Here is a 16229-nt window from a genome sequence, read left to right on the forward strand (position 1 = left end):
GCGTGCACGGCAGGGGCCGGTCGGGGCCGAGGGGTGGGCCTAATGCCCCTCCTGCCTCCGCGCCCGGTCCTGGACCTGGGTGGCGATGACGGCGGCCTGGATGCGGCGTTCCACGCCGAGCTTGGCCAGCAGGCGGGAGATGTGGTTCTTGACGGTCTTCTCGGCGAGGTAGAGGCGCTGGCCGATCTGCCGGTTGGTCAGCCCCTCGCCGATGAGGTCGAGGATCTCCCGTTCGCGTCCGGTGAGTCCGGGCAGCGGGTCGGGTTCCTCGTCGTGCTCCTGGTCGTGGCGCAGCCGGGCCATCAGCCTGGTGGTGGCGCTGGGGTCGAGCAGGGACTGGCCGGAGGCGACGGTGCGCACGGCGGAGACCAGGTCGGAGCCCTGGATCTGCTTGAGGACGTAGCCGGAGGCGCCGGCCATGATCGAGTCCAGCAGGGCCTCCTCGTCGTCGAACGAGGTGAGCATCAGACAGGCCAGTTCGGGCAGGCGGGAGCGGAGTTCGCGGCAGACGCTCACGCCGTCGCCGTCGGGCAGGCGGACGTCGAGGACGGCGACCTGCGGGCGCAGTGCGGGTACCCGGGCCAGGGCCTGCTCGGCGGTGGCGGCCTCGCCGACGACGGAGATGTCGGGTTCGTCGTTGAGGAGGTCGTGCACTCCGCGCCGTACGACCTCGTGGTCGTCCAGCAGGAAGACCCGGATCGGGTCGTCGGGGCCCGGCCGCGCGCCGTCCGCCATCGGTTGCTCCTCGTCGTGTTCGCCGTGGTGCCCCGTCTCCGGTCCACGGGCCGTCGGTCACTCCCCCTGCTGGGATCCTCGTCCCGGAAGGGGACCGGAGGACAGGGCCGGTCGGCCCTGATTCCGACATGTGACCTACGGGTACCCGGCAGGCGTGAGGAAACGCCCCGGTCCCGAGGGTGAGGGGCCGCCCGGACACCCGGGCAGGGGCCGAACGGCCCTTGCCCGCCGGGTGTCACCCAGGTTCGAATGATCTGATCGAACTCGGACACAACGAGGGTTCACTCGTTCACAACCTGACGGAAGCCCGCCATGCCCCACACGAACGGCAGCCCCACCGCCACAGGACCACGCCGGAGCATCGAGCTCGACAGTGCCGAGGCGCTGCGGCTGCTGGGCAGTGTCTCCTTCGGCCGGATCGTCTTCACGCAGCACGCCCTGCCGACGATCCGCCCGGTGAACCACCTCCTGGACGGCGGTGACATCATCATCCGCACGCACGACGGAGCGGCCCTCACCTCCCGCACCCGCCAGGCCGGATCACCGGGCGTGGTGGTGGCCTACGAGGCCGACTCCATCGACCCGGTCACCCACGTCGGCTGGAGCGTCGTCGTCACGGGCTACGCCCATCTGGTCTCGGACCCCGACGAACTGGCCCGCTACGCGTCGATGCTGCACCCCTGGTCGCAGCAGACCATGGACTACGCGGTCCGCATCCGCCCCGACCTGGTCACCGGGATCAGGCTCGCGGCGCCCTGACCCCGGTACGCCGTCCTCAGCGCGTCGGCACCAGGACGACGGGGCAGTGCGAGCGGTGCAGCAGGGTGTGCGCGACGGGGCCGGGACGGCGGCGACGGGTTCCGATCACCACCACGGCCGCGTCCGCCGTGGCGTCCAGCAGGGCGCGGGCCGGTCCGGTGCGCACCGTGCGGGTCTCCACGTCGATCGCGGGGTACCGCTCCTTGAGTCCGGCGAGGCTGAAGCGCGCCACGGCGCCCTCGGAGCGGCCGGTGACGGCCAGTTCCCGCTGCCCCGGGCTGGTCGCGGGGATCAGGGAGGGCAGCTCGGGGGTGATGTGCCGGCGGGTCCAGCAGTGCACCACGTCCAGTCCGACACCGCGCCGCCGGGCCTCCGCGAAGGCGTAGGCGGCGGCGTCGGCGTCCTCGTCGCTCTCCAGGCCGAGCAGCACCCGGCGCTCGCCGTCGCAGGGATGGTCGCCGCGTACGACCAGCAGCGGCCCGGCCGCGTGCACCGCCAGGCCCAGGCTCACCGAGCGGGCGAGCAGTCCGGAGACCGCGCCCAGGCCCCGGGTGCCGACGACGGTGAGGGCGGCGCTCTCGCTCTCCCGGGCCAGCGCGGCCACGGGGCCGCCGGTCACCGGTTTCGACGCCACGCGCAGCCGGGGGTGGCGTGCGTGGACACGGGCGACCGCGGCACCGAGCACGGGCGCGGCCTCGTCCCGGTCGGGCACGGCGTACACGATCCGCAGGGCGGCATCGCGCCGCGCCGCCTCGTCCGAGGCCCAGTCCAGGGCCCGTACAGCGGTCAGGGACCCGTCCACTCCGACGACCACGTACTGGGGAGTCATGGCTCCTCCCTTCCTGTCCGATGCCCCCGATGCTTCTCCCGCGTGGGCGTCCGGGGCAGGGGCCGGGTGAACCCGGCCGCGCGCCGTACGGCCCGGCCGGGAGGGTCCGTACGGCTCAGGAGGACAGGCGTACGCCGTACAGCGTGCGCCCGCCGACCAGTTCGCGGCCGGTGACCAGTTCCGGCTCGATGCGGACGAAGACCTCCGAGGGCGAGGGCACCCAGGAGCGGGGTCCGGTGTGTTCCAGGCGGGCGATCTCGGCCGGGTCGGTGATCACCGCCGCGGGGCCGGTGACGATGACGCTCCAGCCGGACTGGGTGGCCGCGTCGACCTGGTCGGCCTCGAAGGCGACCACGGTGCCGTCCACGGCCCGGACCAGCTCCGAGCCGACGGCGGTGCGCAGCAGCACGGCGCCCTCGTCGGCCAGGGAGAAGTTCACGGGCAGGACGGCGGGCAGCGCGTGCCGGGTGTGCACGATACGGCCGACCGGCACCTTGGCCAGCAACCGCAGGCACTCCTGCCGGTCCAGTTCACGGAATCCGTCGCTGCGGTACATGGCCTGCCCTGTCTTTCCCCTGGTCGCTGTCGGTCGCCGCGTGTTCCTCCATGCTTGGTCACGGCCCGGTGCCCCGCGAAGGGCCATCGGTCCCGGTGCCGTACGCCAACGGTCCTGTCACACCGTGATCCGCCGCCCGGTGACGGCGCGTGGCTCGATCCGTATCCACAGCGAGCGCGTTCCGCCCGCCCACGGCTCGGTGTACGCGTGCTCGTCGAGGTCGTGCGCTCGGTCCGGGTCGGTGACGGTGTCGGCGGTTCCCCGGACAAGGACGCTCCAGCCGCTGCTGAACGCGTCGTCGATCCGGTCGACCTCCAGGGCCACCCGGCGGCCCGCCGCGAGCGCGGTGATCGAACCCGGGGCGGTCCGGAAGGCGACGCCGCCGTCCGCCACGGTGTAGTTGACGGGCACGACGACGGGCCCGGTCGCGGTGGGCACGGCCAGCCGTCCCACTCCGTGGGTGGAGAGCAGGGCGTGGCACTCCTCGGGCGTCAGCTCGGCGAACTCGGCGTGCCGCGCGGCCCGTCCCGGTCCGGGCGGCCGTTCGATGTCACCGCCGGTCAGCTCCGCGACCGTGGTCTGCAGGGCGCCGGCCAGCCGCATCAGCGCCCCGATGCCGGGGGCCACGACGGGCTGCTCCTCCAGGTACCGCAGATAGCTGGTGGCCATTCCGGCCCGTGCGGCGGTCTCCACGCGGGAGAAACCGAGCTGCTTGCGCCGGAGCGCGATACGCCGCCCGAGGTCGCCCACGGGCACGGGCTCGGTCGCCATCGACAAGGTCTGGTCGGCCATGGCCCGCCACCTCCTCCTGTCGGCCCCCGAGCGGATACTCCTCTGATTCCTCCAGCGTCCGGGCGCGCCCCGGGGCGGCGCTTGGGCCGGTCGGCCCCGGTGGGGGCGCCGGTCGGCATCGATCGCAACCACGAAGTCCGTACGGCCCCACCGCCCGGGCGGGGCCGGGGCCGTACGGCCCTTCCGCCGCGCCGTCCGCTTCCGCTTGCCTTTGGAACCATGTCCGAGAACCTCATCCGGTCGATGCCGCAGCTCCCGGATCACGCCGAGCCGCAGGCGACCGTCGTGGCCCTGCGGGGCGAACTGGACCTCCTGGCCGCGCCCGCGCTGACGGCCGGACTCGACGCCCTCACCGCCCGCCCGGTGCCCGACCTGGTCCTGGACCTGACGGACGTGACCTTCATCGACTGCACCGGCCTCGGCGTCCTGTGCCGTGCCAGGACCCGCGCGCTCGGCCGCCACGGCCGGCTCCGCCTGGTCTCGGACAGTCCCCGCCTGCTGCGCCTGCTGCGCGCCACGGGCCTGTTCGGCGTCTTCGAGCTGTACCCCCGGCTGTCGGACGCGCTCGCCCCGGGCCGGGCGGTTTCGCCGACGACGGGCTGACGGGGCGCCCGTTCTCGGCGCCGGGGCTTGGCTCGGCGGTTTCTTTTCTCGCCCCCGCCGCCCCTACCCGTCCCGTCCCCAGGGGCTGCCGCCCCTTCCACCCCGCCCTTTCCATCCCGCCCAGGGGGCTCCGCCCCCTCGACCCCCATAGGCCCCGAACGGGCCTCGTCCTCAAGCGCCGGACGGGCTGAAAGACGGCCACCGTCACGCCCCGATCACCTCCTCGACCGCCCGCCGGGGTGTGGCCGGACCCTGCGGGCCGTGGCCGAGGCGGATCAGCATCTGGGCGTGGCCCAGGTGGGGGCTCGCCTCGTGCCGGAGGTCCGGCCATTCCAGGGACTGGTGGAGGAGGGAGGTGCGCAGGCCGCGGGCGGTCGCGGTGAGCAGGACGCGTTCCAGGGCCTGTCCGACGCGCAGCCAGTCGGTGCGGCGGTCGTGGGCGGTGGTCAGCAGGGCGATGAACGGGGCCCGTTCGAAGGGGCGGGCGGGCAGGCGCTCGGTGTGGCGTTCGGCGGTGAAGTCCCGCAGGGGCAGGTGCTCGCGGGCGTCCTGCGGGCCGAGGGTCGCCAGGGGCAGCCCGGTGCGGGGGTACGCGTACGGGTCCTCGCGCACCCAGCGGCGGCTCTCCGCGGCCCGGTCCGGGTCGGCGCGGTTGCGTCGTTCGCCCTCCGCGGTGAGCGCCAGCAGGCGGGCCGTCTCCGCCGCGTCGGGGAAGCGCAGGTGCGCGCCCTCCAGCGCCGCCGCGGTCGCGAGTTCAGCGCACAGCACCGGGGGCAGCGGTCCGCCCGAGAACGGCAGCCGGCTGCTGTGCCGGCGCCACAGGGCCTCGTACAGCTCGGCCTGCGACGGATGCACGGCGTCCGTTTCCGTGGGGCGGACCGTGGCCAGCAGCGCCGGGTCCGCGGGCGACGGCAGCAGCCGGGTCTCGGGCGTCCAGCCGAAGTGCGCCATCGCGACCCGGAGATTGAGTACGCACGCCCCGACGGAGACATGGACCGCCCGGCCGTCCGGATCGGTGAAGCGCAGTGCCGGCGCGGGGGCGGCGCGGATGTGGAAGGTCACGGTCTCGGGGTCCAGGCGGAAGCGCCAGGGCTGGGAGTTGTAGAGCGAGGGGGCGACTACGGCCGCCGCGACACAGGTCTCCAGGGCCGTGGCGTCCAGGATCGTGCTGTGCATGATGCGCTCCTCCCGCCGGGGCGGTGTTTTTCTTCGAGCGTGCGGACCGGCGCCCCGGCGCCGTGAGAGGCCGATGGTCCCGAACCCGGGCCCGACGGTCCGCGCGTTCCCGGCGTGACGCCCTCGCCCGGTGACCAGCGCCCGTCGGGCGGAGGTCGAGTCCGCGAAGTCCCCTCTGCCGCCCGACGCCCGGCACGCCCTCTCGCCGCACCGGCCGGCCACCCGCGTTCAACCAGTACGCGGGCGGGCGTCCGGCACGCCGAGAGCGTGCTCGCCCACGCCGCCGCTCGACCCGCCCTCCGGGCGGACGACGCGGCTTCGCGGACCCGGCCTCGGGTTGGACCGACCGGCCCACCCGTCCCGCCCGCTCGGCCCATCGCGCCGCGGCCCGGCGAGTGGCACCGTCGGCAGGGAGGCACGACGGGAGGGACGGAGCGATGGATGGCACGCGGTGCGCGAAGGTGCGGTTGTGGCGCTGGCGGTACAACCCGCTGCGCCGCCGCGAGGACATCGTGGAGGGCTGGGTCGTCCTGGCCGTCTGGCTGCTCATGCTCGTCGGCGGCACCGTCCTCGGCCTGGCGACGGCCCGCAACTCGGTCGACGCCTTCGACGAGCAGCGCGCGGACCGCCGCCCGACCCACGCCGTGCTGCAGGCCGACGTCCCCGAATCGGCGAAGTCGGTCGGTGCGGCCAGCGACCTGGCCATGGGCACGGTCCGTTGGACCACCGACGACGGCACCACGCACACCGACGAGACCCTGGTGGACCGGGGCTCGAAGGCCGGCACCGAGGTGGTGGTCTGGGTGGACGGCACGGGCGAACTCGCCACCGAACCGCCGGACCGTACCGAGGCCGCGGTGGAGGCCGCCGTCCTCGGAACCGGCGCCGGTCTGACCCTCGCGGGCGCGGTGTACGGCACCGGAAAGGTGATCCGCTGGCGCCTGGAACGCCGCCGCGTGGCGCGCTGGGGTCAGGAGTGGGAGCTGGTCGAGCCCGAATGGCGCCGCAAGACCGGCTAAGGCCTTTCGTCTGGACCAGCCCGGCCGAGCCCCACGGTGCTGTGCAACCGACGCCGACGCGGCTGGGGTCCCCCTCTGGGGAGCCGTGCCAGACTCCGCGACGCCGGGATGATCCAAACGACGACAGACCCTAGTCCCCCCGGTACAACGCCGTCAGCAGTTCCACCGCCGCCTGGGTGGCCGGATGCGGGTCGTCGCGCCACCAAGCGAGCCGTACGGCGATGGGTTCCGCGTCCCGGACCGGCCGGTAGACCACCCCGGGCCGCGGGTACTGGTGGGCCGTCGCCTCCGCGGTCATGCCGACGCAGCGGCCCGTGGCGATCACGGTGAGCCAGTCGTCGACGTCGTGTGTCTCCTCGGTGGCCGGCCGGGTGTCCGGCGGCCACAGCTCGGGTGTGGTGGTGCCGGTGCGACGGTCGACGAGCAGGGTGCGCCCGGCGAGATCGGCGAGCCGTACCGAGCGGCGCCGGGCCAGCGGGTCGTCGTCGGCCACCGCGCACAGCCGACGCTCCAGCCCGACGAGCGCCGTGTCGAACCGCCGGTCGTCCAGGGGCCGCCGTACGACGGACAGGTCGCAGGCGCCCTCCGCGAGCCCCGCCGTGGGCGAGTTGACGCGCACCAGTTGGAGGTCGGTCCCGGCGTGGGCCTCGGCCCAGCGGCGCTGGAAGTCCTTGGTGTGCTTGCCGAGCGCGGCCCAGGCGTACCCGACGCGCAGGCGCTCATGGCCGGAGGTGGCCTCCCGGACCAGGTCGTCCACCTCGCCGAGCACCCGACGTGCGTGCGCCAGCACCCGCTGCCCGGTCCCGGTCGGCGTCACCTCCCGGGAAGTGCGCCGCAACAGCCGTACACCCAAGGCGCGTTCGAGGGAGGCGAGGGTGCGGGACACCGCGGCCTGGGAGACACCCAGGGCGATGGCCGCGTCGGTGAAGCCGCCCTCGTCGACGATCGCGACCAGGCAGCGCAGCTGACGGAGCTCCACATCCATAACTCAAGCGTATAGATCGGTCGACCGGTGCATTTTGCGTATGGGTGACGGGGGTTCACCATGCCTGCATGCGCGCCAGAACCGCATCCGCGTCCGCCCCCGATGTCCCCGATGCCCTCGACGTCCTCGCCGCACAGCCCGGGTCCGGCCGGGTCCGTCTCACGGGTGTGGCCACGATGCTCGGCAGCGGCCTCGCCAACCAGACCGGCGCCGCCGTCGGATCGCTCGCCTTCCCGGTGCTCGGCCCGGTCGGTGTGGTCGCGGTGCGCCAGTACGTGGCCGCCGTCGTCCTGCTCGCCGTCGGCAGGCCCCGGCTGCGCGCCTTCACCTGGCGGCAGTGGTGGCCCATCGTGCTGCTGGCGCTGGTCTTCGGCACCATGAATCTCTCGCTGTACACGGCGATCGACCGGATCGGCCTGGGGCTGGCGGTCACCCTGGAGTTCCTCGGCCCGCTCGCCATCGCCCTGGCGGGCTCCCGGCGCCGGGTGGACGCCCTGTACTCGCTGCTCGCCGCCGCGGGCGTGGTGGTCCTCATGCGTCCCCAGCCCTCCGCCGACTACGCCGGCATGGCGCTGGGTCTGCTGGCCGCCGTCTGCTGGGCGGCGTACATCCTGCTGAACCGGACCGTCGGCCGCCGCGTCCCCGGCGCGCAGGGGTCGGGGGCCGCGGCGGCGCTGTCCGCCCTGCTGTTCCTGCCGGTCGGCATCGTGATCGCGCTGCGGCAGCCGCCGACGCCGGGGGCCGTGGCCTGCGCGGTCACGGCGGGCGTCCTCTCCTCGGCGGTGCCCTATCTCGCCGACGTGTTCACGCTGCGGCACGTTCCGGCCCGCGCCTTCGGCCTGTTCATGAGCGTCAACCCCGTTCTCGCCGCCCTGGTCGGCCTGGTCGGGCTCGGGCAGGAGCTGGGCGGCGCGGAGTGGGCCGGGATCGGGGCGATCGTCGCGGCGAACGTCCTGGCCCTGCGGGGGAAGGCGGGCTAGCCCCATCGGCCCGGTGCGCGTGGGCGCCGCAGGGCCGACGATGGAAGGAGGACGGGACGAAGGAGGTGCGTCGTGCACTGCTACGAATGCGCACTTCAGGACTCGGCCACCCCGGCGGTCGCGGCGTGTGTGCGCTGCGGATGCGGGGTGTGTCTGAAGCACGCCAAGGTCGCCGAACAGCTTGTGCACCACGAGGCCGGCCTGGGCCAGACCTACGGACCGCGCGCGGCTCGGCGCATCACCTGCCTCACCTGCCACGACGCCGAGGCCTCCGGACAGGTGAGGCACGCGGGCTGACACACCTCCGGTGCCGTCAGATCGACCATCCGGTCGCCGGGCGGGACGCCGCCGCGGGCTCGGCGGCGCCCATGGCCTCGATGTCGTGCGCGGCGGCGGTCACCAGTTGCCCTGCGAGGTCCTGGAGGGCACGGCCCGCGGCCAGTTCGGCCCCGATCTCCGGCACGTCCCGGTCCTCAGGGTTGCAGTGCGCGGTGCCGCGGCCGGTGAGCGCGGTGTCCCCGGTGTCCAGCACCACCCGCGCACTGGTCGTCCCCGCCTCCTCGGCGAGGTAGAGGTGCACCTGCCATTCCGCTGTGTGGGACATCGCGGCCTCCTCGTCGAGCGGACGGTACCCCTTCCATCGTGGTACGCCGGAACGGCCGCCGCAGCACCGTCACTCCTCGAAGCTCGCGAAATACGCGGCGGCCATGTCCTCCTCACCGTGCCCCTGGGCGGCGGCCCGTTCCAGCCGGGCGGCGCCCGCGGCGGCGACGTCGAGACGGACCCCGCCCCGCTCACCCGCCTCGACGATCAGCCGGGCGTCCTTCGCGGCGGTGGACACCGCGAACTGGGGCGGCGAGAGCCGCTCCTGAAGGATCAGTCCGGCCTTGGCACGCAGATATCCCATGTCGAGTGGCCCGCCCGCGATGAGGTCGAAGAACTGCTGCGGGTCGACGCCGAGGGCGCGGGAGAGCGCCAGCGTCTCCCCCGTGGCGGCCGTGGCGGCGATGACCCAGGAGTTGGCGACCAGTTTCAGCCGGGTGGCGGTGCCCGCCGTCCCGTCGTCGCCGGTCCACACCGTACGGGCGCCCACGGCGTCGAAGACGGGGGTGACCTTCTCCCGGCCCTCGGCCGGCCCGGCGGCCAGCACCGTGAGCTGCCCGGCCTCGGCGGGCTGCCGGGTGCCGAGCACGGGGGCGTCGTAGAAGTCGAGTGAGTGCTCGCGGGCGAAGTCGGCGAGGCCGGGGAGGGCGTCGAGGCCCGCGGTGGTCGACTGCACCCAGGCCGTACCGGGCCGCAGCCCGCGCGCGGCCTGCCGCATGACGTCCAGGGCGGCGGGTCCGTCGTGCAGGATCGTCAGCACGACATCGGCGTCCTGTACGGCCTCGGCGGGGCCGTCCGCGACGAGCGCGCCGTCGGCGGTGAGTGGTTCGGCCTTGGCCCGGCTGCGGTTCCAGGCGCGTACCCGGTGCCCGGCACGGGCCAGGTTGCGGGCCATGGCGGCCCCCATGATCCCGGTGCCGAGCACCGCGACGGTGAGCCTGTCGGTCATCACGTTCGCCTTCCGTTTCGTCGTCGGCGCCGTACGGCACAGGAACCGGGCTGCTCAGTCCACCGGGTCGTCGCGCAGGACCAGGTCCAGCAGACCGGGGAAACGCGCGTCGAACTCCTCGCGCCGCAGCCGGTTCACCCGTTTGGGGCCCTCGTCCCGCTGCTCGACCAGACCGGCGCCGCGCAGCACGGAGAAGTGGTGGCTGAGCGCGGCCTTGCCGACCGGCACGTCGAAGCTGCCGCAACTGCGCGACCAGTCCGGGGAACCGGCCAGTTCCCGGATCAGCCGCATCCGCACCGGGTCGGCGACGGCGGACAGCGCGGACAGCACCGGGACGTCCGCGGGATCGGTGTGCACGGGCGCGGCACGATGACTGCCGCCCACCGCCTGCTTCGCCATGCCGGGCTCCCTGGCCGCTTGCCGAGTGTTCGATCCGTATCTTACAGTCCGAGTGTTCGATTTCCATTGAACACCCATCGGACCGTCACCCACCCGCACACCTTTCGAGCCGAAGGACGCGATCCCGCATGCGCGCAGTCGAATTCCAGGAGTACGGCCTCCCCGAGGTCCTCAAGGTCGTCACCGCCGAGGTCCCCGAACCGGGACCGGGCCAGGTCACCATCGACGCCGCCTACGCGGGGGTGAACTTCGCCGACGTCAAGGCCCGCACCGAGGGCTACCGCGTCGACGCGCTGCCCTACCGGCCCGGTCTGGAGCTCTCGGGGCGGATACGGGCCGTGGGCGAGGGCGTCACCGGCCTGCGGCCGGGGCAGGAGGTGGCCGCACTCGTCGGCGGCGGCGCGTACGCGGAGGTGGTCCGTGCCGACGCCACGACGGTCTTCCCGCTCCCCGAGGGCCTCGACCCGCGCACGGCGGCCACGCTTCCCACGGTCGTCCCGACCGCCCACGCCCTCCTGCACGAGGTGGGCCGGCTCGCTGCCGGGGAGTCCGTGCTGGTGCACGGCGCCGCGGGCGGGGTCGGCACGGTGGCCGGCCGGCTGGCGCAGGCGGCGGGCGCCGGGGCGGTGTACGGCGTGGTGTCGTCGGCGGACAAGGCCGCGTACGCCCTGAAGCACGGCTACGACGAGGTGTTCCTGACCGACACCTTCCCCGAGGAGGTCCGCCGGGCCACCGGCGGCCGGGGCGTGGACCTGGTGCTGGACCCGGTGGGCGGCGAGACCCTGCGCCGGGGTCTGGACGCGCTGGCCGTCTTCGGACGCCTGGTGTCCTTCGGCAACGCGAGCGGGGCCGAGCCGTGGCACGTCGGACAGCCCGAGCTGTACGGCCGGGGGCACTCGGTCGGGGGCTTCTCCGTGCTGGCCCTCGCCCAGTCGGCGCCCCAGGCCCTGCGGGCGCTCGCCGAGCGGGCGTTCCGCACGGTGACCGACGGGACGGTCACCCTGCCGATCACCGCCGAGTTCCCGCTCGCGGACGCGGCCGGGGCGCACCGGCTGCTGGGCGGTCGTACCTCGACGGGGAAGCTGGTCCTGCGGATCGCGGACTGACGGCTCGCGCCGTCAGGGCTGTCCCTCCTCCAGGCGGGCGACGACCCGCTCGGAGATGCGGGCCAGGGTCCGCAGTTCCTCCGGGGTGACGTGGTCGAGGAACAGGGCGCGCACCGTCTCCACGTGCCGGGGTGCGGCCGCCTCGATGGCGGCGCGGCCCGCGGCCGTGATCACCACGAAGGCCCCGCGGCCGTCCTCCGGGCACTCCTCCCGCGCCACCATGCCCCGGGAGACCATCCGGGCGATGTGGTGGGACATCCGGCTCTTCTCCCATTCGAGCGCCCGGCTCAGGTCCTGGTAGCGCAGGCGCCCTTCCGGCACGTCCGTGAGATGGACCAGGACGGCGAAGTCGGCCGCCGACAGCTGGGACTCGGACTGCAGCGACCGGCCCAGCCGGGCACCGAGCTTCTCCTGCATGCGGACGAAGTTCCGCCAGGCGTGCTGCTCCTCGTCCGTGAGCCACCGCACCGTCTGTGTCATACGGGAAGTGTAGGAGGAAGTTGATACATCATCCAGGTATGAGCGGGGCTGTCGGGGCCAGGGTCTGCAGACCCTAGTCCACGTCCTTGGCGTCGAGCGGCTGTTCGGTCCAGATGGTCTTGCCGGTCTGCCCGTACCTGCAGCCCCAGCGCGTGGTCAGCTGGGCCACCAGGAACAGGCCGCGCCCGCCCTCGTCGGTGGTACGGGCCCGGCGCAGCCTGGGCTGGGTGTTGCTGGGGTCGGTGACCTCGCAGACCAGGACGTCCTCCCGGATCAGGCGCAGGCTCACCGGGCCGCCGGCGTAGCGGACGGCGTTGGTGACCAGTTCGCTGACCACGAGTTCGGTGGTGAAGGCGAGTTCGTCCAGGCCCCACTCGGCCAGCTGCCGGGTGATCTTCTCGCGGGCCTTGCCCACCATGGTCAGATCGGCCGGGAACTCCCAGTGGGCGATGTGGTCGCCGGGCACCGCGCGGGTCCGGGCCAGCAGCAGCGTGACGTCCTCGCGCCCCGGCTTCAGCCCCAGGTCGCCGAGGACGGCGGCGCCCATCGAGTGCAGCGGGGTGTGGCGGCGTACGTGGGCCGAGAGGCTGTCGGTGAGCAGGCTGAGCCCCTCGTCGAGATCGCGGCCGTCACCGGCGACCATGCCCTTGGTGTAGAGCGCGACGAGGCTGCCTGGCTCGACGTCGACCGTGCTGACCTCGAACGGCATGCCGCCCACCCCGAGCGGCGGGCCGGGCGCGATCCGGATGTCCTGCCGGGTGCCGTCGGGGCGCAGCACGACCGGGATGAGCTGACCGGCGCTGGCGAAGGCGCACTGGCAGGTCACCGGGTCGTAGACGGCGTAGAGGCAGGTGGCGCTGACGGTGTCGCGGAGTTCGGCGGGTGCCTCGTGCGCCAGGCGCTGGACGAGCGCGTCGACGCGGGTGAGCAGTTCGCCGGGGTCGGGTTCGAGGTCGGCGAGGGTGTGGATGGCGGCGCGCAGGCGTCCCATCGTGGCCGTGGCGTGCAGTCCGTGGCCCGCCACGTCGCCGACGACGAGGGCCAGCCTCAGCGAGGGCAGCGGGATGGCGTCGAACCAGTCGCCGCCGATCTCGGCTCCGCCGCCGGCCGGCCGGTAGAGCCCGGCGGTCTCGGCCGCCGGGGTGTCGGTGGTGGCGCGGGGCAGCAGCCGCTGCTGGAGGGCGACGGCCGCGCGGTGCTCGCGGGTGTAGCGGCGGGCGTTGTCGATGGCGAGGGCGCCCTGGGAGGCGATCTGGGTGACCAGGTCGATGTCCTCGCGGGTGAACGGGTCCGGGTCGGTGACCCGCCAGACCTGGAGATTGCCGAGCACGAACCCGCGCGCGAACAGGGGTGCGATGACGACCGAGTGCCACTCCTTCGGCGCCAGCATCTCGACCAGCTCCGGGTCGTCCAGCGCCGTCTCGAACTCCTCGCGGGTCATGGCGAGGGTCTCGCCGCGCTGGAGGTTGCGCAGGTCGGCGTGGTCGGGGAACGGCGGCAGGGCCTCCCCGGGCCGGATACGGCCCGGGAACTCCCCGGTGGCCGAGGCGACGGTGCGCATGTGCAGATCGCCGCCGCCGGACCACTGCGGCGGCTCGTCGCCGGTGAGCACGGCTTCCGCGAGATCGACGGCCCCCAGGTCCCCGAGCCCGGGGCAGACCGACTCGGCCAGGTCCTGCGCGGTGCGCTGGACGTCCAGCGAGCTCCCGACCTTGATCGCCGCCTCGCGCAGCAGGTCCAGGTGGGACCGGGCCCGCCGCTGCCGGGTGGGGTACGTGAACACGGCGGCGGCCCCCGCCGGGCGCCCCTGCTCGTCCTCCAGCCGTACGGCGGACATCCGGAAGAACCGCTCCCGGTCCGGCGCCCACCGCGACCGGATCCGCAGCTCGTTCCCCACCAGCGGTTCCCCGGACTCCAGCACCTGCCGCAGCGACTCCTCGATGTCCTCGGCGTCCTCGGCCACCAGAATGTCCCGCAGCCTGCTCCCGGGCCGTACCGCGGGCGCGCCGAGCATCGCCGGGAACCCGTTCGCCCGCAGCAGGGACAGATCGAGACCGTGGACGGAGGCGCCGATCGCGTCCTGCGCGAACAGGGCACGCACCATGGAGGCCCCCAGGGCCCGGTCGTCGAACCCCCGGACGGGTGCGGCCACGACCAGTCCCTCGTCACAGTCCGCCAGCGGAAAGATCCGGTAGTCGACCTCGATGCCGCCCCCGCCGCGCCGCTTCAACCGCACCCGCCCGAAGAGCGCCCCGGGGTCTCCCCCTTCGGCGACGAACTCCCGCACCGGGTGCCCGCACACCTCCCGGGCCTCGAACCCCACCAGCTCCGCCGCGGCCCGCGACCACCGCAGCACGGTGCCGTCCGCGTCGAGCACGGCGGTGACCAGCCCGTCGAGCACACCCGCGCCGGGGCCTACGTGGTCGTGGGAACCACTCATGGCACTCCTCGCTCGGCTCGACACCCGCACTGTGCCCCGCCCGGAGACAGTTCCATTATCGGCGCCCACCGGCCCCGGTGTGCTGTCGGCTGCGCCAGGCGCGTGACCTGACCCGCCTCAGGGCAGATACTGCCGACAGCACCCGCCCCGGCCATCACACCGGTGCACCTCCGCCTGCGCGGAGCGGACGAATCCGGCGCCGATCCCCGCGCGGAGACCTGCCGGTTCACCTCCGCCTGCGCGGAGCGGACCGTGACGACCCGTCACGCACCCGCTACCAGCCCGGTTCACCTCCGCCTGCGCGGAGCGGACCTGCACGCACTCGAACGCCAAGTGGGGCGGTGCGGTTCACCTCCGCCTGCGCGGAGCGGACAGCATGGTTGCCACGCGGTCACCGACGACCGTCGGTTCACCTCCGCCTGCGCGGAGCGGACCCGAACTCGACCAGCGGCAGGCCGTCCTCGATCGGTTCACCTCCGCCTGCGCGGAGCGGACCACTCGCCCTCCGGCTCAACCGCAGCCGCCGCCGGTTCACCTCCGCCTGCGCGGAGCGGACTGCGACGCCGTCATGGACAAGTACCGCAACGGCGGTTCACCTCCGCCTGCGCGGAGCGGACCAGTCCCCAGGGAAGGGCGGTGAGCATGAGGGCGGTTCACCTCCGCCTGCGCGGAGCGGACCACCCCCTGCTCATCACGCCCGTGCGGCGCCACGGTTCACCTCCGCCTGCGCGGAGCGGACGCCGGGGAGAACGGGTCCGGGTCCGGCGCCGGCGGTTCACCTCCGCCTGCGCGGAGCGGACTGGACGACCGCCCTGACGATGGAGAGCGCAGCCGGTTCACCTCCGCCTGCGCGGAGCGGACGCGTGGGAGGCCGGGGAGGTCGAAGGCGACGACGGTTCACCTCCGCCTGCGCGGAGCGGACGCCGACCAGACGCCGCACTCCATCGAGCGGCCCTGGTTCACCTCCGCCTGCGCGGAGCGGACCGCGGTCTGCGGGCCGGCGGGCGCGGGTGCTGGGGTTCACCTCCGCCTGCGCGGAGCGGACGACAACAACACCACCATCAACGTCCCGAACATCGGTTCACCTCCGCCTGCGCGGAGCGGACCAGTCCATGCTGCACACCGTCTCCCGGTTCTCCGGTTCACCTCCGCCTGCGCGGAGCGGACTCCTGCGCCTCCTTCAGCTCCTTCTCCCGCAGCGGTTCACCTCCGCCTGCGCGGAGCGGACGAGATCAGGTGACCGCCGATGGACGCGAACACCGGTTCACCTCCGCCTGCGCGGAGCGGACTCACGCCCCGCATCGAGGCCATCGCCACACCCCGGTTCACCTCCGCCTGCGCGGAGCGGACGAGGCGTGGGGCTTGACCTGGTGACCCTCGGACGGTTCACCTCCGCCTGCGCGGAGCGGACGTCGCCGACCGCGAGGAGCTGTGGGACGCCGTCGGTTCACCTCCGCCTGCGCGGAGCGGACGTGACACACATGACGCGGCGGTGCCCGAAGGGCGGTTCACCTCCGCCTGCGCGGAGCGGACGCGGCAGGGGTGTCGGCCGACGACGCGGGGTCCGGTTCACCTCCGCCTGCGCGGAGCGGACGCGGTGACCCCCTTGCCGAACGGGGCGAGCGTCGGTTCACCTCCGCCTGCGCGGAGCGGACGCTCCGGGAAGTGCCGCTGGGTCAAGATCCCGCGGTTCACCTCCGCCTGCGCGGAGCGGACTCCGATGGGAACGCCTGTTCGAGCCTGAATATCGGTTCACCTCCGCCTGCGCGGAGCGGACGACGAGGGCCAGGCGCGCAGCGTGAAGGACCGCGGTTCACC

The 16229-nt window shown here is 73.9% G+C and carries 17 protein-coding genes and 1 CRISPR repeat array (1 of these 18 only partly in view); of the genes, 6 read left to right on the forward strand and 11 right to left on the reverse strand.

Features of this window, described 5'->3' with window-relative positions:
* Positions 1 to 39: 39 nt before the first annotated feature.
* On the reverse strand, positions 40 to 735 hold the full coding sequence (locus tag ACZ7L7_RS06805) for a response regulator (RefSeq protein WP_285515416.1): 696 nt from the start codon (positions 733 to 735) through the stop codon (positions 40 to 42).
* A 312-nt stretch (positions 736 to 1047) separates the two neighbouring features.
* Between ACZ7L7_RS06805 and ACZ7L7_RS06810 the strand changes: the two genes are divergently transcribed.
* Entirely contained in the window at positions 1048 to 1494 is a 447-nt protein-coding gene (locus tag ACZ7L7_RS06810; protein ID WP_285515417.1) for a pyridoxamine 5'-phosphate oxidase family protein, read from the forward strand.
* Positions 1495 to 1510: 16 nt separating this feature from the next.
* On the opposite strand, the gene ACZ7L7_RS06815 is transcribed toward ACZ7L7_RS06810, so the two are convergent.
* From ACZ7L7_RS06815 to ACZ7L7_RS06825, 3 genes are all read right to left on the reverse strand, one after another.
* Positions 1511 to 2323 carry a universal stress protein gene (locus ACZ7L7_RS06815; RefSeq protein ID WP_285515418.1) on the reverse strand — a complete coding sequence of 271 codons (813 nt, stop codon included), beginning with the start codon at positions 2321 to 2323 and terminating at the stop codon, positions 1511 to 1513.
* 115 nt (positions 2324 to 2438) lie between these two features.
* Positions 2439 to 2879 (reverse strand): pyridoxamine 5'-phosphate oxidase family protein, encoded by a 441-nt coding sequence (locus tag ACZ7L7_RS06820; RefSeq protein ID WP_453599664.1) that lies wholly within the window; start codon positions 2877 to 2879, stop codon positions 2439 to 2441.
* Between the two features lie 117 nt (positions 2880 to 2996).
* Complete coding sequence (locus ACZ7L7_RS06825) at positions 2997 to 3671, reverse strand: helix-turn-helix domain-containing protein (RefSeq protein WP_471430495.1); 675 nt, start codon at positions 3669 to 3671, stop codon at positions 2997 to 2999.
* A 219-nt stretch (positions 3672 to 3890) separates the two neighbouring features.
* On the opposite strand from ACZ7L7_RS06825, the gene ACZ7L7_RS06830 reads away from it, so the two are divergent.
* Positions 3891 to 4274: an STAS domain-containing protein gene (locus ACZ7L7_RS06830; protein ID WP_285515421.1), complete on the forward strand. Its 384-nt coding sequence runs from the start codon at positions 3891 to 3893 to the stop codon at positions 4272 to 4274.
* A gap of 204 nt (positions 4275 to 4478) precedes the next feature.
* On the opposite strand, the gene ACZ7L7_RS06835 is transcribed toward ACZ7L7_RS06830, so the two are convergent.
* Positions 4479 to 5450: an Acg family FMN-binding oxidoreductase gene (locus ACZ7L7_RS06835; RefSeq protein ID WP_471430497.1), complete on the reverse strand. Its 972-nt coding sequence runs from the start codon at positions 5448 to 5450 to the stop codon at positions 4479 to 4481.
* A gap of 437 nt (positions 5451 to 5887) precedes the next feature.
* Between ACZ7L7_RS06835 and ACZ7L7_RS06840 the strand changes: the two genes are divergently transcribed.
* On the forward strand, positions 5888 to 6469 hold the full coding sequence (locus tag ACZ7L7_RS06840) for an Rv1733c family protein (RefSeq protein ID WP_471430499.1): 582 nt from the start codon (positions 5888 to 5890) through the stop codon (positions 6467 to 6469).
* Between the two features lie 130 nt (positions 6470 to 6599).
* Here ACZ7L7_RS06840 and ACZ7L7_RS06845 read toward each other — a convergent pair whose 3' ends face one another.
* Complete coding sequence (locus ACZ7L7_RS06845; protein ID WP_285515424.1) at positions 6600 to 7454, reverse strand: LysR family transcriptional regulator; 855 nt, start codon at positions 7452 to 7454, stop codon at positions 6600 to 6602.
* Between the two features lie 68 nt (positions 7455 to 7522).
* Between ACZ7L7_RS06845 and ACZ7L7_RS06850 the strand changes: the two genes are divergently transcribed.
* Positions 7523 to 8434, forward strand: a complete 912-nt coding sequence (locus tag ACZ7L7_RS06850) for an EamA family transporter (protein WP_285515425.1) — start codon at positions 7523 to 7525, stop codon at positions 8432 to 8434.
* A gap of 72 nt (positions 8435 to 8506) precedes the next feature.
* Positions 8507 to 8731: a DUF2180 family protein gene (locus ACZ7L7_RS06855; RefSeq protein WP_285515426.1), complete on the forward strand. Its 225-nt coding sequence runs from the start codon at positions 8507 to 8509 to the stop codon at positions 8729 to 8731.
* 16 nt (positions 8732 to 8747) lie between these two features.
* Here the strand turns inward: ACZ7L7_RS06855 and ACZ7L7_RS06860 are convergent, their stop codons facing one another.
* The 3 genes from ACZ7L7_RS06860 to ACZ7L7_RS06870 all read right to left on the reverse strand — a co-directional run bounded on the left by ACZ7L7_RS06860 (position 8748) and on the right by ACZ7L7_RS06870 (position 10385).
* Entirely contained in the window at positions 8748 to 9038 is a 291-nt protein-coding gene (locus ACZ7L7_RS06860) for a DUF1876 domain-containing protein (protein WP_453599647.1), read from the reverse strand.
* Between the two features lie 69 nt (positions 9039 to 9107).
* The gene (locus ACZ7L7_RS06865) at positions 9108 to 9986 is read right to left on the reverse strand and encodes an NAD(P)-dependent oxidoreductase (protein WP_471430502.1); all 879 of its coding nucleotides are present in this window, start codon (positions 9984 to 9986) and stop codon (positions 9108 to 9110) included.
* A gap of 54 nt (positions 9987 to 10040) precedes the next feature.
* The gene (locus ACZ7L7_RS06870) at positions 10041 to 10385 is read right to left on the reverse strand and encodes an ArsR/SmtB family transcription factor (RefSeq protein WP_285515429.1); all 345 of its coding nucleotides are present in this window, start codon (positions 10383 to 10385) and stop codon (positions 10041 to 10043) included.
* Positions 10386 to 10513: 128 nt separating this feature from the next.
* Between ACZ7L7_RS06870 and ACZ7L7_RS06875 the strand changes: the two genes are divergently transcribed.
* Positions 10514 to 11491, forward strand: a complete 978-nt coding sequence (locus ACZ7L7_RS06875; protein ID WP_472075157.1) for a quinone oxidoreductase family protein — start codon at positions 10514 to 10516, stop codon at positions 11489 to 11491.
* 12 nt (positions 11492 to 11503) lie between these two features.
* Here ACZ7L7_RS06875 and ACZ7L7_RS06880 read toward each other — a convergent pair whose 3' ends face one another.
* Both ACZ7L7_RS06880 and ACZ7L7_RS06885 read right to left on the reverse strand, forming a co-directional pair.
* Positions 11504 to 11971 carry a MarR family winged helix-turn-helix transcriptional regulator gene (locus ACZ7L7_RS06880; RefSeq protein ID WP_285515431.1) on the reverse strand — a complete coding sequence of 156 codons (468 nt, stop codon included), beginning with the start codon at positions 11969 to 11971 and terminating at the stop codon, positions 11504 to 11506.
* 73 nt (positions 11972 to 12044) lie between these two features.
* The gene (locus ACZ7L7_RS06885) at positions 12045 to 14411 is read right to left on the reverse strand and encodes an ATP-binding SpoIIE family protein phosphatase (RefSeq protein WP_472075159.1); all 2367 of its coding nucleotides are present in this window, start codon (positions 14409 to 14411) and stop codon (positions 12045 to 12047) included.
* Positions 14412 to 14571: 160 nt separating this feature from the next.
* Positions 14572 to 16229: direct repeats of the CRISPR family, unit length 29 nt; unit sequence CGGTTCACCTCCGCCTGCGCGGAGCGGAC (it continues 752 nt past the right edge of the window).

It is taken from the genome of Streptomyces sp. NPDC110618, assembly GCF_055657065.1.

Coding starts and splice junctions, on each gene's coding strand:
- ACZ7L7_RS06805 (WP_285515416.1), bottom strand. CDS start 735: ATGGCGGACGGCGCGCGGCCGGGCCCCGACGACCCGATCCGGGTCTTC.
- ACZ7L7_RS06810 (WP_285515417.1), top strand. CDS start 1,048: ATGCCCCACACGAACGGCAGCCCCACCGCCACAGGACCACGCCGGAGC.
- ACZ7L7_RS06815 (WP_285515418.1), bottom strand. CDS start 2,323: ATGACTCCCCAGTACGTGGTCGTCGGAGTGGACGGGTCCCTGACCGCT.
- ACZ7L7_RS06820 (WP_453599664.1), bottom strand. CDS start 2,879: ATGTACCGCAGCGACGGATTCCGTGAACTGGACCGGCAGGAGTGCCTG.
- ACZ7L7_RS06825 (WP_471430495.1), bottom strand. CDS start 3,671: ATGGCCGACCAGACCTTGTCGATGGCGACCGAGCCCGTGCCCGTGGGC.
- ACZ7L7_RS06830 (WP_285515421.1), top strand. CDS start 3,891: ATGTCCGAGAACCTCATCCGGTCGATGCCGCAGCTCCCGGATCACGCC.
- ACZ7L7_RS06835 (WP_471430497.1), bottom strand. CDS start 5,450: ATGCACAGCACGATCCTGGACGCCACGGCCCTGGAGACCTGTGTCGCG.
- ACZ7L7_RS06840 (WP_471430499.1), top strand. CDS start 5,888: ATGGATGGCACGCGGTGCGCGAAGGTGCGGTTGTGGCGCTGGCGGTAC.
- ACZ7L7_RS06845 (WP_285515424.1), bottom strand. CDS start 7,454: ATGGATGTGGAGCTCCGTCAGCTGCGCTGCCTGGTCGCGATCGTCGAC.
- ACZ7L7_RS06850 (WP_285515425.1), top strand. CDS start 7,523: ATGCGCGCCAGAACCGCATCCGCGTCCGCCCCCGATGTCCCCGATGCC.
- ACZ7L7_RS06860 (WP_453599647.1), bottom strand. CDS start 9,038: ATGTCCCACACAGCGGAATGGCAGGTGCACCTCTACCTCGCCGAGGAG.
- ACZ7L7_RS06865 (WP_471430502.1), bottom strand. CDS start 9,986: ATGACCGACAGGCTCACCGTCGCGGTGCTCGGCACCGGGATCATGGGG.
- ACZ7L7_RS06870 (WP_285515429.1), bottom strand. CDS start 10,385: ATGGCGAAGCAGGCGGTGGGCGGCAGTCATCGTGCCGCGCCCGTGCAC.
- ACZ7L7_RS06875 (WP_472075157.1), top strand. CDS start 10,514: ATGCGCGCAGTCGAATTCCAGGAGTACGGCCTCCCCGAGGTCCTCAAG.
- ACZ7L7_RS06880 (WP_285515431.1), bottom strand. CDS start 11,971: ATGACACAGACGGTGCGGTGGCTCACGGACGAGGAGCAGCACGCCTGG.
- ACZ7L7_RS06885 (WP_472075159.1), bottom strand. CDS start 14,411: ATGAGTGGTTCCCACGACCACGTAGGCCCCGGCGCGGGTGTGCTCGAC.